Genomic DNA, 14,114 nt, shown 5'->3' on the forward strand with positions numbered 1-14,114 from the left:
ATTATCAGTAAGGGTGGGATGTCCGGTGTTTCAACATTTATTTGCTGAGATGAACAAGATGCTTCAGGAGATCCAAACCGACTTCCCTACTGCGGAGGGTGACCGCCGAAGCGACCTTTTATCCAAGTATAATATGCTCCACCGAATCAGTGATAATGTAATGGATGAGTGGCTGGTCTTTGCCGAGAAGCTGAGCGAGTTCCGGGAACAGGCGGATTTCCAGGCTCCGCCTGAGGAACTGCCGGAGGAAGAAGCGCCTGAGCTTGGGATGGATGCTTTTGTCAGGGGACAGGGCTATTACAAGCTGCTAATGTACCGCAAGTGCATTGAACAGTTCCGTGAGGTTACGGCACAATATCCGGACAGCCTCGCTGCCCGCCTGTATCTGGCCATGGCTTACCTCCAGGAGGGGGAAGGCGAGATTGCCTGGGGACATCTGGACCACATGCTGGGCCTGATCCGTGAGGTGAAGCTGAAGGCGATGATCTATAATGCGCTGGGCTGTATCCGGGCTTCCCAGGAACGTTTTAAAGAAGCCAGTGAGCTGTTCAGCCTGTCGCTGCTGCATGACCCTGATCTGCCGGAGCCGAGCGTTAATCTGGAGGTGTGCCGCAGGCGGGGCGGGAAGCTGGAGTTTGGCCATCAGCTGGTTTCGCTTTTATAACTTATCCTCGGTTTCTTTAGGCGATGCGTCCCACTTCCCGGGGGTGTGCATCGCCTTTTTTCGTAACTTCTGTTATGCTGATAAAGAGTCTCAAGTGAAAGGGAATAGAACTTATAATGAAATTTGCCGTGCTTGATTTTGAAACTACGGGAACCCAATCTGTGGGAGAGATCATCCAGGTTGGCCTTGCCATTATAGAAGAAGACGGGAAGATCTCCCGGGTGTATGGTTCCTACGTCAAGCCCGGAGCGCCAATCCCTCCTTTTATTACGGGCCTGACCGGAATTACAGACAGTGATGTACAGGATGCGCCGGAGCTCGATGAGATGATGATGGAGCTGGTGCCGCTGCTGGATGATGTGGTCCTCGTCGGACACAATGTTGCGTTTGATTTTCATTTTTTGCAGAATGCGCTGGACCGCTGCGGCTATCTGCCGTTTCAGGGGCGTATTCTGGATACGATCGATTTTCTCAAAATATGCTTTCCCTCGCTGAGCACCTATCAGTTAGGCGCGGTAAGCAGCCACTTCGGCATTACGCATGACCGTCCCCATCAGGCGGACAGCGATGCGCTTGCCACGGCTATTGTGCTGCTCAAATGTCTGGAAGAGCTGCACAGTCTGCCGCTGCTGACCATTCAGCGCCTGAATGAGCTGTTCGCGGACGAAGACAGTGATATGGCCTGGTATTTCGACGGTCTGCTGCGGGAGCGGGAGATGGAGACCTTCCAGCCGGAAGGTGAGCTGAGCTTCTACCGTCAGCTTGCGCTGGCGGTGGGGGATTGGGCAGAGCTGGCTACGCCCCGGGAGGAAGGAAGCGTCAATCCGCTGGAGAATATTACCTTCCAGGAATATATGGATGAGGTAACCAAGCGGCTGAAGGCTGCGCTTCCCCAGTATGAGAGCCGTGAAGCCCAGGAGCTGATGATCCATGAGGTCATTACAGCGCTTGAGCAGGATAAGCATCTGCTGATTGAAGCGGGAACAGGCACCGGCAAATCGCTGGGTTATCTGCTTCCGGCGATCTACCACAGTGTGAAGAGTGATCAGAAGGTGATGGTCAGCACCCATACCATTAACCTTCAGGACCAGCTGCGGGAGCGGGATATTCCGCTCTTAACCAGCGTTGTGCCGTTCCCGTTCAAGGCCTCCATCTTTAAGGGAAGAGGGCACTATTTGTGTCTGCGCAAGTTCGAACATAGAATGAACAAAAAGGACTTTACGAGTCCAAGGGAAGAAGCACTTACCGCTGCGCAAATGCTTGTCTGGCTAACCCAGACGACAACCGGGGATGATGAGGAGCTTAACTTAAGCGGACGGGGCGGCGATTTCTGGGAGACTGTAGCCAGTGATACCGACTCCTGCCTGGGACGCGCCTGTCCCTGGTTCCGCAAATGCTATTACCACCGGGCCAAGCATGAAGCGGGGATCTCCGATGTGGTGGTCACCAATCACTCCAAGCTGTTCGCAGATGTCAAAGCCGGGCATCAGCTTCTTCCGGCCTACGAGCATCTTGTCATTGACGAAGCTCATCATCTGGAGGATATTGCCGGCAAGCATCTTGGCATGCAGATGAAATATTTCACATTCGCCCATACCCTAACCCGTCTCTACAAAGATAGCCGGAGCGGGCAGCTGCCTGCCCTCCGCCAGAGCCTGCAGTCTTCCGGCAGTGAGCAGGCTTCCGAATGGAGCGGCGTAATTGACCAGATCTATCCCGATCTGCTGACAGTGAAGGAATCCTGGGATGCGCTCAGCGACAGGCTCTTTAGCCTGCTGCCCGAGCGCAGTGACGCCGGGGCCGGTGAAGCAGGCCAGCTCGTAGCACGCCTGCAGCCGGGCAAGAAGCCGAAGGATTGGGAGGAGCTGGCTGCCCTTGAGAATACACTGAACCTCAGTCTGAGCGATATCATCCGCAAGGGTGACAAGATGCTCAGTGAGATGCGTGACACGGACAGCCAGTCCTCCTCGGACAGTCTTGTGACGGATATAGGCGGCTTGTTCAAGGACCTGGCATCCATTAGAGAGCAGATTCGCTTCTTCATGAGCCTGAATGATGAGAATATTGTGTATTGGCTGGAGGGAAGCGGCAATTATAAGGGCAAGTCGCTGCAAATGTATGCCGTTCCCGTAGATGTCAGCACCCAGCTCAGGGAGCTGTTCTTCGACAAGAAGAAGAGCATTATCCTGACCTCGGCCACCTTATCGGTGGATAAATCCTTCCAGTTCATGATGGATAACCTGGGCCTTGGTGAGGCTGCGGAGCAAGGGCGTCTGATGACTGCGTTGCTTCCGTCGCCGTTCAAGTACCGTGAGCAGGCACTGCTGGTCATTCCCCGCGACTTCCCGAGCGTTAAGGGAAGTATAGGGGATGCCCGTTTCGTGGACACGTTAGTCCACTCCCTTGCTGAGACGGCTGTAGCTACACGGGGTCGGATGCTGGTGCTGTTCACCTCCTACAAAATGCTGCGCCAGGTCTATGACCCGCTGAAGGAGGCACTTGTCTCGCAGGATATCGCGGTGCTGGGACAAGGCGTGGAGGGCGGCAGCCGGAGCAAGCTGATCCGCCGCTTCCAGGACACCCCGGCCTCCGTCCTGCTCGGTACCAGCAGTTTCTGGGAAGGGGTCGATATTCCTGGAGAAGCATTGACCTGCCTGGCGATTGTCAGACTGCCGTTCCAGCCGCCGAATCACCCGCTGGCTGAGGCGAAGTCGGAGCTGCTTCAGGCACAGAAGAAGAACCCGTTCATGAAGCTGTCCGTGCCGCAGGCCGTTATCCGCTTCAAGCAGGGCTTCGGGCGGCTGGTCCGTACGGCGAAGGACCGGGGGATCGTGATTGTCTATGACACCAGAGTGATTGAATCATATTACGGGAAGTACTTCCTGTACTCGCTCCCCGGTCCCAAGATGGAGCATATGCTCACCGAGCAGATGGTTCCGAGAATCGCCGAATGGCTGGAAGACGGCGGGGTTTCCTAATTCATCCGCTATTGCTATTATTAATAAGTCATGATTAACCTGATGATCCGTTCCCGCCTCCTCTGCTACTCCGGCAGGCGGCGGGGTACGGTTGCTATAATTGTACGGGTCTAACAAAACTTTTAAGGAGGAGAATACATGAAATCGGATAAAATATCGGAGGCCGTCGTGCGCAGACTTCCAGTGTACCTGCGATTCCTGAACGATCTCCAAAAACGTGAAATCTCCACAGTCTCTTCTCAGGAGCTGGGCCAAAAGCTAGATCTGAACCCCGCCCAGATCCGCAAGGATCTGGCTTATTTCGGTGATTTCGGCAGAAAAGGCATCGGCTACGATGTGTCCTATCTGATTGAGAAGATTCGTCACATCCTGAAGCTTGACCAGCAAATTAATGTTGCACTGGTTGGAGCCGGTAATCTCGGTCATGCCTTGTCTAACTACAACGCTTACTTGAAGGATACGATGAAGATCACTGCCATCTTCGATGCCTATCCGCCGAAGGTGGGCCAGCAGATCAACTCGCTGGTTGTGCAGCCGATGGAGGAGCTAAGCAGTACAATCCGCTCACAGGGAATCCGGATCGGGATCATTACTGTGCCCGACAGCGAAGCCCAGAATGTAGCCGATATTCTTGTGGATTCCGGCATTGAGGCGATTCTGAACTTCGCACCGGTTATTCTCAAGACGCCTGCCAATATCCGGATTCACGCCGCTGATTTCACCACAGATCTGCAGAGCCTGGCCTATTATTTGCATGATGGAAAGGATGCGGCTGAAGATGAGCAGTAAGATCACGATAATCAAGAACGGGCACTTTCTGGTTCCGGGCAGCGATAAGCCAGTGCTGAGCGGGTATATGACCCTGGAGAATGATCTGATTACTTACATAGGTGAAGCTGAGCCGGCAGTGGAGGATGGCGCTCAGGTCGTAGACGGCAGCCGTCTGCTGTTCATGCCTGGTCTGGTCAATACCCATGGACATACTGCCATGTCACTGCTGCGCGGATACGGCGACGATATGGTGCTTCAGACTTGGCTGCAGGAGAAGATGTGGCCGATGGAAGAGAAATTCACTGGTGATGATGTATATTGGGGAACTTCTTTGTCCGTGCTGGAAATGCTGAAGGGCGGCACAACAACCTTCCTCGATATGTATGATCATATGGACCGGGTAGCGGAAGTGACCGAGCAGTCCGGTATTCGTGCTGTGCTGATGCGCGGCGTAATTGGGCTGTGCCCGGAAGAGGTACAGCAATCCAAGCTCGCTGAGGCGATTGCTTTTGCCCGTAACTGGCATGGCAAGGCTGACGGCAGAATTACGACCATGCTCTCGCCGCACGCCCCGTACACCTGTCCTCCAGAGTTTTTCATGAAGTTTGTGCAGGCTGCCCATGATCTGGATCTGCCGATGCATACCCATATGTCCGAGACGCGCCATGAAGTGGAGCAGAACGTGGCCGACTACGGCCTTCGTCCGGTCGCACATCTGGAGAAGCTGGGGATGTTTACCCGTCCTTCGCTTATTGCCCACGGGGTTCATCTGAACGATGAGGAGATCGGGATTCTGGCCCGCCATAACGTTGGCGTGTCGCATAACCCTGGCAGTAACCTGAAGCTGGCCAGCGGTGTTGCCCGTGTTCCGGAGCTGCTGAGAGCCGGGGTTAAGGTCTCCCTGGGTACGGACAGCGCGGCAAGCAACAACAATCTGGATATGTTCGAAGAGATGAGGCTGGCTGCGCTGATCCACAAGGGCGTAAGCGGTGATCCAACAGCGGTACCGGCTCCTGAGGCGCTTCTGATGGCTACGGAGTACGGAGCGCAGTCTATTTTCCTAAGCGGTGTAGGCCGCCTTGCAGCAGGGATGAAGGCCGACTTCATCGCGCTTGATATTGACCAGCCGCATATGCTGCCGCATACCGATCTGCTCTCCCATGCTGTATATTCGGCCAGCGCCAAGGATGTGGAGCATGTATGGGTGAACGGCCAGCAGGTTGTGAAGCATGGACAATGCCTGACACTTGATGAAGAAGCCATCCGCCGCAAAGCACAGGAGACGTTCGAGAGCCTGCTTAAACGGTAACTCAGGAGAACGGGAAAGGAAGCAGCGTGGTGAAGAAGAAGAGGAGAAAATGGATCTGGCTGGGGATTACCGTGGTGCTGCTCCTTCTGTTCGGACTAAGCCAGTTCTATGCCTACATTATGAAGGATCAGTGGAACGAGCGGAGTGAGGCCAAGGAGCTGGCCCAGGCGCGTGCCGGGCTAACAGAGGTTACCAAGGCCCAGAAATCCGTCTGGAATGAGAATGAGATCTACTGGGTGCTAACCGGCAAAAATGAAGCGGGTACCGAGCTGATGGTGTGGGTCCGTTATACCTTGGAGGGCAAGCCTGCCGGAGGCGACAACGGCCTGTATGCCGAAGAGCTGAGCAAAGGAACCTCAGAAGAGAAGATGCGCGGGATCATAACCGCCCAGCTGCCGGACATTACGATCGAACGGCTGCTGCCCGGTGTATATAACGGGGAATATGCCTGGCAGCTATTTTACAAAAAAGACGGGCGCTTCTATTATAACTTCTACCGTTTCAAGGATGGCAGCGCCATCGGTGAGGGGTACAGTCTGCCGAACCGTTAAGCTAAGCGCTCAGCGGCAGAATAAAAACGGGGGGACAGATTATCTGTTCCTCCGTTTTTTTATCCATCATGTTGAAAAGTTTGAGGTACATCAATTGATATACGGAGTGTATACCTCGTCTGCTAGCGCTAACCTACATATATGTTCAATCAAGGAGGATGATGAAATTGGAGATATTAGCATATTTGGATCAGGCGGTGGATTTGTTCAAGGAGGAGCTGGGGGATAATCTGTCGGGGGTTTACCTGCATGGCTCGCTGGCCATGGGCTGTTTTCAAGCGGATTCAAGCGATATTGATCTGCTGATCGTTATACAGGACAAGCTGTCCGCAGAAGCCAGTCTGAGACTTGCCGGGCGTATCGTAGCCTATCATGACAGTCTGCCGAATAAGCGCGGAATCGAACTGTCTATCGTCCTGAAGACATATCTGCGCAATTTTGTGTATCCTACGCCGTTTGAATTTCACTTTTCGGAAGCTCATTTAGAGCGGTATAGAACCGAGGAGAATTATCTGTGCGGCGGTTTTGAGGATGCTGATCTTGCGGCGCATTTTGCAGTGGTCTACCATCGCGGGTTTATCTTGTACGGGGAGCCGATCCGCGAGGCCTTTGCGCCGGTAGACCGCAGGTACTATCTGGATTCCATTGTCCGGGATGTCGAAGATGCGCCGCAGAATATTAATAAATCTCCGGTCTATTACACACTGAATCTATGCAGAGTGCTCTACTATTTGCAGGAGGATTATATCTCTTCCAAGAAGGAAGGCGGAGAGTGGGGACTGCAGCATTTGCCGGAACGCTTTCACGGGCTGCTCAGAAGATGCCTGGAAGAGTATAGAGGAGCGGTTAGCGACCAAGGCTATGACCTGGAGCTATTAACTGATTTTGCAGAATATATGACCGGTGAAATTAAGCGTTAGCCGGATGTAGTGTACGCCGGAATATGAATGTAGCAGCGGCATTTCAGGATCTGAATCTGAGCTGCCGTTTTTTCATTCCTCATGAAACATCCAGAAATTAGTATCAAAAATTTTAAATATATTCACAACTTTATGTAAAATCGTATATACACCTATGATATACTACTACTTGTATCAAGACATGCTTAAGAGCATGTCAGTCTCGGATGGGCGCTAGACACGCTGGCTGGTCTTTATTATAGAGTTAAGCTTGGTCATTATTGAGAGGAGGACGTTTCTTGAAACTTCGTCTTATGCCTGTGCTGCTAACGTCTCTGCTGTCTGCTGCATTATTGTTTGGTGGCTGGTATTCTTACCGTCAATTCGTGGTGCAGGAGCCGCTGCAAAAGCTGGTATCTTCCTACCAGGGAGTGAAGGATTCCCATATTACTATTAAACGCAATGAAGTCACTTTGAAACTGGATTTGCAGCCGGGCACGAAATTACGTGAGCTGGTGCAGTATGTATCGCGAGAAGGCAGCACCGCCATTGATGGCCGGACCCTGAAGCTGGATGTGGAGCAGAAACCAAGCGAGCTGCTGGACGAGTATTGGGATAAAGCAATGTTCTCTGTAGCAGAAGCAATGGAGAGCCGGAAGTATACATTGATCCCAGCGAAGCTGGACGGACTGAAGGAGCAGGACAGTAAGTACAGCGGAGTTACAGCTACCACAGAGATTGACGACAACAATGTGTATGTAAGCCTGAGCAACGGCACAGAGAGCAAATTTATCATTCTGCCGCGTGCAGCAGCGAAGATGGGAGTGTGGAACAATGCCTAAGTACTGGAAAGAGGTTGTAGCCGGTTTCATTCCGGTCATGCTGATTTTTATGGCTTTTGTCGGGATTAATATCTTCCCTGTAATCATAGCGCTAGGCATGGTTGCCGCACTCCTGTTCATAGCCCATGCCCGCGGTGGTTTGGCCGTCAATGCAGGTGCGGACAAGAAGCGTAAGAAGAATGGCCCCTCCAAGCTAACTTTTGAAGAGATCGGCGGACAGGACAATGCTAAGCAGGAGCTGCGTGAAGCGCTGGACTTCCTGATCCGGCATGAAGAGATCAGCAAGTTCGGGATTCGTCCGCTCAAAGGAATTCTGTTAACCGGCCCTCCGGGAACCGGGAAGACGCTGATGGCCAAGGCTGCGGCGCATTATACCGATTCTGTGTTTGTAGCTGCTTCGGGCAGTGAATTCGTTGAGATGTATGTCGGCGTCGGTGCCGGACGGGTACGCGATCTATTCAAGGATGCCCGCACACGCGCGCTCAAGGAGAATAAGCAAAGTGCCATTATTTTCATAGATGAGATCGACGTCATCGGCGGTAAACGCGAAGGCGGACAACAACGGGAATATGACCAGACACTTAATCAGCTGCTGACCGAGATGGACGGGATTTATAACAATGATACCCCGCGTATTCTGCTGGTAGCCGCAACGAACCGCAAAGAGATGCTGGACTCGGCATTGCTGCGTCCGGGCCGTTTTGACCGGCATATTCAGGTGGATATGCCTGACAAGAAAGGCCGCAAGTCGATTCTCGATCTCCATGCCAAGAACAAACCGCTGCACGAGACGGTGAGCTTGGATAAAATTGCCGAAGAAGCCTACGGCTTCTCAGGTGCACAGCTGGAGAGCGTGATGAATGAAGCGGCGATCTACATGATGCGTGAGAATCTGACCCAGGTGGAGCAGCGTCATCTCTCGATGGCGATTGACAAAGTGATGATGGGCGAGAAGACCGACCGCGAGACCAACCATGAAGAGAAGAAGCGTGTGGCGATTCACGAACTTGGACATGCTATTATGGCTGAACTGCTTCGCCCCGGAAGCGTCAGTCAGGTTACACTGACCCCGCGCGGGCAGGCCCTCGGTTATGTACGGCATAATCCGCAGACCGAGCAGTATCTGTATACGAAGGATTATCTGGAGAATCAGATTATGATCGCCCTGGGCGGAGCTGCCGCCGAAGAGATGTATTACGGAGGACGCAGTACCGGCTCCCGCGGAGATTTCGACCAGGCCCTGAATATTGTCGAGACCATGATGAAGTCAGGACTTACCTCACTCGGAATTGCGAATCTGCAAATGGTTACCACGGAAGAGCTGATGAAGGAGAATAGTAAAATCCTGGATGAGCTGATGATTCGTACAAAAGAGCTGCTGGAGAAGCAAAGAAATGTATTTGATTACTCCCTTGACATTTTAATGAAGGAAGAAGTTCTCTCCGGAGAGCAATTTCGTTGTCAATTTCGTGACAGTGTCCTTTTACCGGCATAATTCTTTATGCCGGTTATTTTTTTTTACTTTTCAGACATGCTAAGATATCATTATATGTCGGGCTACTTATTTTTTACGACAGACAAGGTACAATACTGAAGTATAGATACCTGAAAGGATGGAGACTTTTACATGAATTTTAAAAAGATCGGTGTCATCGGCGGAGGCACAATGGGACAAGGGATTGCCGAAATGCTGGCAGCCAAGGGCCTGGATGTTATGCTGGTGGAAAAAACTGCAGAAAGACTGAACTACTCCTACGAAATGATTGAGACCAGTCTCGACAAACAGCTGGAGAAATGGGCGATTACCCAGGCGGAAAAGAAGCTGATTCTGTCCCGCATCCAAAAAGTGACACATTTCGCTGAACTCAGCTCCTGCGATATGGTCATTGAGACCATCGTTGAAGATCTGGAGGCGAAGCAAAAGGTATTCAATCAGCTCGATCAGGTGTGTCCGAGTCACATTATTCTTGCCAGCAATACGTCAACACTCAGCTTGACGGAGCTTGCAAGCTCGACAATGTATCCGGAACGCGTGATCGGCATGCACTTCATACATCCTGTAGGAAAGGTAGATCTGGTTGAAATTGTGCGCGGTCTGAAGACCTCAGACAGCACATTTGAAGATACCAAAGCCTTTGTCGATGAGATTGTAGAGAAAAAAGGCGTCATGATCTACGAATCCCCCGGATTTGTCTCTTCGCGCCTCATTTGCCTGTTCATTAACGAGGCTATGCATGTACTGCAGGAAGGTGTCGCTTCTCCTGAAGATATTGATGACGCTATGCGTATCGGCTACCAGTTCCAGAACGGCCCGCTTGAAATGGCAGACCGCTTCGGTCTGGATTCCGTGCTTGCTGCGCTTGAGAACATGTTCCGTGAATACGGCGAGCTCAAGTACCGTCCATCAACCATTCTCAAAAAGATGGTGCGTGCGGGACAACTGGGTGCAAAATCGGGCGAAGGCTTCTTCAAGTATGACAAGGACGGTGACCGTGTATGAATATCTTAGTTATTAACTCCGGCAGTTCCTCATTGAAATATCAGCTGTATAATATGACCGATGAATCTGTACTCGCCAAAGGCCTGGTAGAACGTATCGGAATGGATTCTTCCATTCTAAACCACAAGCCGACCGGCAAACAGGAAGTTACTGAAGTCAGCGAAATTCTGGAGCACAATACAGCCATCCGCAAAGTTCTTGCCTGTCTGACAGACAAAGAGCACGGCGTTATCGCCTCCACTGACGAGATCAATGCTGTGGGTCACCGTGTAGTACACGGAGGAGAATTCTTTAAAGCTTCCGCACTTGTAGATGCAGATGCGAAGACCAAGATCCGTCAGCTGTTCGATCTCGCGCCGTTGCATAACCCGGCTGCCATGATGGGGATTGTTGCATCTGAGAATAACATGCCTGGTGTGCCGCAGGTTGTTGTATTTGATACTGCCTTCCATCAGACGATGCCTGAGAAGGCTTATATGTATGCCATTCCAAGAGTGCTGTACAATAAATACAAGGTCCGCCGTTATGGTGCACACGGAACTTCCCATGATTTCGTCAGCAAGGCAGCGGCTGATTATCTGGAACGTCCGCTTAATGAGCTGAAGATTATCACTTGTCACATCGGTAACGGTGCAAGTGTAACTGCAGTAGATGGCGGTATATCCGTTGATACTTCCATGGGTATGACACCGCTGGAGGGTCTGATGATGGGTACCCGCAGTGGAGACCTTGACCCGGCAATTGTTCCTTATGTAATGAATAAAGAAGAGCTGTCTGTTGGTGAAGTGAATTCCATGCTGAACAAGCACAGCGGACTCCTGGCTATTTCTGGCGTTAGCAGTGACATGCGTGATATTATTGACGGTGCAGAGAAAGGCGAGCCTAATTCTACGCTTGCTTTTGAAATGTACGAGTACCGTTTGCGTAAATATATCGGTTCTTACGCAGCTGCCATGAACGGCGTAGACGTTATCGTGTTTACTGCCGGTGTGGGCGAGAATGCTTCCCTGCTGCGCGAAAAAGTACTGAACAACCTTACGTTCCTCGGAATCGAACTGGATGCTGAAGCCAACAAGGTCCGCTCCGGCGATCCGCGCCGCATCTCTAAGGCTGATTCCAAGGTACAGGTGCTTGTGGTTCCAACGAACGAAGAGCTGGTGATTGCACGCGATACCTATCGCCTTGTGCAGGGAATTAACGGCTAAATTAGAGGAGAGATTACAGGCATGGCTAATAAGAGTGTAATCAAGAACGTGAATGAGCATGTCGGAGAGAGTGTTGTGATCGGATCTTGGGTCAACAACAAGCGCTCCAGCGGTAAAATTCAGTTCCTGCAGCTTCGGGACGGTACCGGTTATATCCAGGGGGTTGTGGTGAAATCGGAAGTCTCTGAGCAGGTCTGGGATGATGCCAAGCGCCTGACCCAGGAAAGCTCGCTGTATGTAACCGGAATTATCCGTGAGGAGCCCCGCAGCCAGTCTGGCTACGAGATGACGGTTACGGGAATTGAGGTCTTGCATATTACCGAGAATTACCCGATTACCCCCAAGGAGCATGGCGTCGATTTCCTGATGGATCACCGTCATCTCTGGCTGCGTTCCTCCAAGCAGCGGGCAGTAATGGTCATTCGTGCAGAGATTATCCGCGCGGTTCAGCAGTTCTTCAATGAGCGCGGCTTCACGAAGGTTGATCCGCCGATTCTGACGCCGACGTCTGCAGAAGGGACAACCAACCTGTTCCACACCAAGTATTTTGAAGAGGATGCCTATCTGACCCAAAGCGGACAGCTGTACATGGAAGCCGCAGCCATGGCTCTGGGACGCGTCTATTCGTTCGGGCCTACCTTCCGTGCAGAGAAATCCAAAACCCGACGCCACTTGATCGAGTTCTGGATGATTGAGCCGGAAATGGCCTTCACAGATCATGAAGAGAGCTTGTGCGTGCAGGAGGATTTCATCAGCTTCGTGGTGCAATCCGTGCTTACGAATTGCCGCGCCGAGCTGGAAGCGGTGGGCCGCGATGTCTCGAAGCTCGAGAATATCAAAGCACCCTTCCCGCGTATCAGCTATGACGATGCGATTAAGTTCCTGAACGAAAAGGGCTATGAAATTGCCTGGGGCGATGATTTCGGGGCTCCTCATGAAACGGCGATTGCCGAAATGAGCGACAGACCGGTCTTCATTACCCACTATCCGGCTGCCTTCAAGGCCTTCTATATGAAGCCGCATCCTGATCGTCCTGAAGTGGTGCTGTGCGCGGATATGATCGCTCCTGAAGGCTACGGGGAGATCATCGGCGGATCACAGCGTATCGATGATCCGGCGCTGCTGGAGGCCCGCTTCAAAGAACATAACCTGTCGATGGACACCTACAAATGGTATATGGATCTGCGCACCTATGGCACGGTTCCGCACTCCGGATTTGGTCTGGGACTGGAGCGTACAGTAGCCTGGATCTGCGGTCTGGACCATGTCCGTGAGACGATTGCCTTCCCTCGTACCCTGTACCGTCTTTACCCTTAAGAATAGGGAAAGGGGGCTTAAGTATGGACGGAAAAGGTTGGAATACCTGGGGCGAGGGCGTAGCCTTCGGCCTGGAGAACGGAATGGCCGTCATTCCTTATGCACTCTTGAAATATTACCGCAAGCTGAATCTGACCGGCAGCGAATCTATGCTGCTGATTCATCTGCTCTCTTTCCGGCAGGTGGAGGGAATTGATTTCCCTTCCCTGGAGGAGCTGCAGGCTGTAACCGGGCGCAGTATTCCGGTGATTGCCGGAGAGCTGCAGAAGCTCATGAAGGAGGGGTTCATCAGCATCGACGGAGCCGACGATGAGCTGAGGGACATCCATTATGAGCGCTATAACTTCTCCGGCTTATACGCGAAGCTTGGTACTTATCTGGCGGAAGTCTCGCGGGAGAAGGCACAGGAGAAGCCCGGTCAGGCCGGGAGGGAACCGGGGGCTCGGGCGGTGGCTCATCACTCCGGGACTCCGATACCAGATGGCGGCGGCAATGGCCGCCTTGCGGTGCCGGGTGACAAGGAAGCAGAGGGCGGACGGAGTCTGTTCAGCATTTTCGAGAAGGAATTCGGGCGTCCGCTGTCCCCCATGGAATGTGAATCCATCTCCGGCTGGGTGGATGAAGACCGCTATCCCGAGGAGCTGATTCTGCTCGCGCTGAAGGAGTCGGTCTTTGCAGGAAAGGTTCATTTCCGGTATATTGACCGCATTCTGCTGGAATGGGCCCGCAACCGGGTGAAGAATGCCCAGGATGTCAAAGCCTATTCCCAGAAATTCCGGGGCGGCGGCAGATGAGCGGATTGAAGTAGGTATATGCCGGTCCAGGGCGAGGCCCGGCCGGTTAAGGTGTCCCTTAAGTCATGTATGTGGCTTATGGGGCATCTTTTTTTGCTGCTTGTGAGTTGGACGAAAGTGGGCGGGGAGCGGTGGTGAGGGGCAGAAGTGTACCTGAAATCAGGAAAAGTGTGCTTAATGCGGTTCGGCCCCCTAATTGTGGAGACATTCTGCTAAAAACTCGTGTTTTCGCAGTTTCTCGTTTACAGCGTTATTTCTATCGGTTTTAGCTTGCCCGCTTTCCA

At 52.3% G+C, this 14,114-nt stretch carries 12 protein-coding genes; all 12 read left to right on the forward strand.

Going from position 1 to position 14,114, the window contains the following annotated elements; genetic code table 11:
• Nucleotides 1-25: 25 nt before the first annotated feature.
• The 12 genes from ACFSX3_RS10130 (at nucleotide 26) to ACFSX3_RS10185 (ending at nucleotide 13,830) form a co-directional block, all read left to right on the forward strand.
• On the forward strand, nucleotides 26-664 hold the full coding sequence (locus ACFSX3_RS10130) for a tetratricopeptide repeat protein (protein WP_209993880.1): 639 nt from the start codon (nucleotides 26-28) through the stop codon (nucleotides 662-664).
• A gap of 116 nt (nucleotides 665-780) precedes the next feature.
• Complete coding sequence (gene dinG / locus ACFSX3_RS10135; RefSeq protein ID WP_209993879.1) at nucleotides 781-3,642, forward strand: ATP-dependent DNA helicase DinG; 2,862 nt, start codon at nucleotides 781-783, stop codon at nucleotides 3,640-3,642.
• Nucleotides 3,643-3,780: 138 nt separating this feature from the next.
• A complete protein-coding gene (locus tag ACFSX3_RS10140; RefSeq protein WP_209993878.1) occupies nucleotides 3,781-4,431 on the forward strand; it encodes a redox-sensing transcriptional repressor Rex in 651 nt (216 codons plus the stop codon).
• Nucleotides 4,421-5,722, forward strand: a complete 1,302-nt coding sequence (locus ACFSX3_RS10145; RefSeq protein ID WP_209993877.1) for an amidohydrolase — start codon at nucleotides 4,421-4,423, stop codon at nucleotides 5,720-5,722. The genes ACFSX3_RS10140 and ACFSX3_RS10145 overlap by 11 nt, the downstream gene beginning before the upstream one ends.
• 29 nt (nucleotides 5,723-5,751) lie before the next feature.
• The gene (locus ACFSX3_RS10150; RefSeq protein WP_339218696.1) at nucleotides 5,752-6,273 is read left to right on the forward strand and encodes a cell wall elongation regulator TseB-like domain-containing protein; all 522 of its coding nucleotides are present in this window, start codon (nucleotides 5,752-5,754) and stop codon (nucleotides 6,271-6,273) included.
• Nucleotides 6,274-6,434: 161 nt separating this feature from the next.
• Nucleotides 6,435-7,193 (forward strand): aminoglycoside adenylyltransferase domain-containing protein, encoded by a 759-nt coding sequence (locus ACFSX3_RS10155; RefSeq protein WP_379312848.1) that lies wholly within the window; start codon nucleotides 6,435-6,437, stop codon nucleotides 7,191-7,193.
• A 278-nt stretch (nucleotides 7,194-7,471) separates the two neighbouring features.
• Nucleotides 7,472-8,014: a hypothetical protein gene (locus ACFSX3_RS10160; RefSeq protein ID WP_379256136.1), complete on the forward strand. Its 543-nt coding sequence runs from the start codon at nucleotides 7,472-7,474 to the stop codon at nucleotides 8,012-8,014.
• Nucleotides 8,007-9,509, forward strand: a complete 1,503-nt coding sequence (locus ACFSX3_RS10165; protein WP_209993875.1) for an AAA family ATPase — start codon at nucleotides 8,007-8,009, stop codon at nucleotides 9,507-9,509. Before ACFSX3_RS10160 ends, ACFSX3_RS10165 begins: the two co-directional genes overlap by 8 nt.
• 132 nt (nucleotides 9,510-9,641) lie before the next feature.
• Nucleotides 9,642-10,514, forward strand: coding sequence for a 3-hydroxyacyl-CoA dehydrogenase family protein (locus ACFSX3_RS10170; RefSeq protein WP_076079207.1), 873 nt, complete (start codon nucleotides 9,642-9,644; stop codon nucleotides 10,512-10,514).
• Nucleotides 10,511-11,719: an acetate/propionate family kinase gene (locus tag ACFSX3_RS10175; RefSeq protein ID WP_209993874.1), complete on the forward strand. Its 1,209-nt coding sequence runs from the start codon at nucleotides 10,511-10,513 to the stop codon at nucleotides 11,717-11,719. Before ACFSX3_RS10170 ends, ACFSX3_RS10175 begins: the two co-directional genes overlap by 4 nt.
• A gap of 21 nt (nucleotides 11,720-11,740) precedes the next feature.
• Nucleotides 11,741-13,036, forward strand: coding sequence for an asparagine--tRNA ligase (gene asnS, locus ACFSX3_RS10180; RefSeq protein WP_209993873.1), 1,296 nt, complete (start codon nucleotides 11,741-11,743; stop codon nucleotides 13,034-13,036).
• 23 nt (nucleotides 13,037-13,059) lie between these two features.
• The gene (locus ACFSX3_RS10185; protein WP_209993872.1) at nucleotides 13,060-13,830 is read left to right on the forward strand and encodes a DnaD domain protein; all 771 of its coding nucleotides are present in this window, start codon (nucleotides 13,060-13,062) and stop codon (nucleotides 13,828-13,830) included.
• Nucleotides 13,831-14,114 lie beyond the last annotated feature (284 nt).

The sequence above is a fragment of the Paenibacillus rhizoplanae genome (genome assembly GCF_042684125.1).
In the GTDB taxonomy this organism is placed as follows: domain Bacteria; phylum Bacillota; class Bacilli; order Paenibacillales; family Paenibacillaceae; genus Paenibacillus_AQ; species Paenibacillus_AQ rhizoplanae.

Excerpts from the sequence above, each read along its gene's own strand:
- dinG (WP_209993879.1), top strand. The coding sequence starts at position 781 with ATGAAATTTGCCGTGCTTGATTTTGAAACTACGGGAACCCAATCTGTG.
- ACFSX3_RS10185 (WP_209993872.1), top strand. The coding sequence starts at position 13,060 with ATGGACGGAAAAGGTTGGAATACCTGGGGCGAGGGCGTAGCCTTCGGC.
- ACFSX3_RS10145 (WP_209993877.1), top strand. The coding sequence starts at position 4,421 with ATGAGCAGTAAGATCACGATAATCAAGAACGGGCACTTTCTGGTTCCG.
- ACFSX3_RS10165 (WP_209993875.1), top strand. The coding sequence starts at position 8,007 with ATGCCTAAGTACTGGAAAGAGGTTGTAGCCGGTTTCATTCCGGTCATG.
- ACFSX3_RS10155 (WP_379312848.1), top strand. The coding sequence starts at position 6,435 with ATGAAATTGGAGATATTAGCATATTTGGATCAGGCGGTGGATTTGTTC.
- asnS (WP_209993873.1), top strand. The coding sequence starts at position 11,741 with ATGGCTAATAAGAGTGTAATCAAGAACGTGAATGAGCATGTCGGAGAG.
- ACFSX3_RS10170 (WP_076079207.1), top strand. The coding sequence starts at position 9,642 with ATGAATTTTAAAAAGATCGGTGTCATCGGCGGAGGCACAATGGGACAA.
- ACFSX3_RS10175 (WP_209993874.1), top strand. The coding sequence starts at position 10,511 with ATGAATATCTTAGTTATTAACTCCGGCAGTTCCTCATTGAAATATCAG.
- ACFSX3_RS10140 (WP_209993878.1), top strand. The coding sequence starts at position 3,781 with ATGAAATCGGATAAAATATCGGAGGCCGTCGTGCGCAGACTTCCAGTG.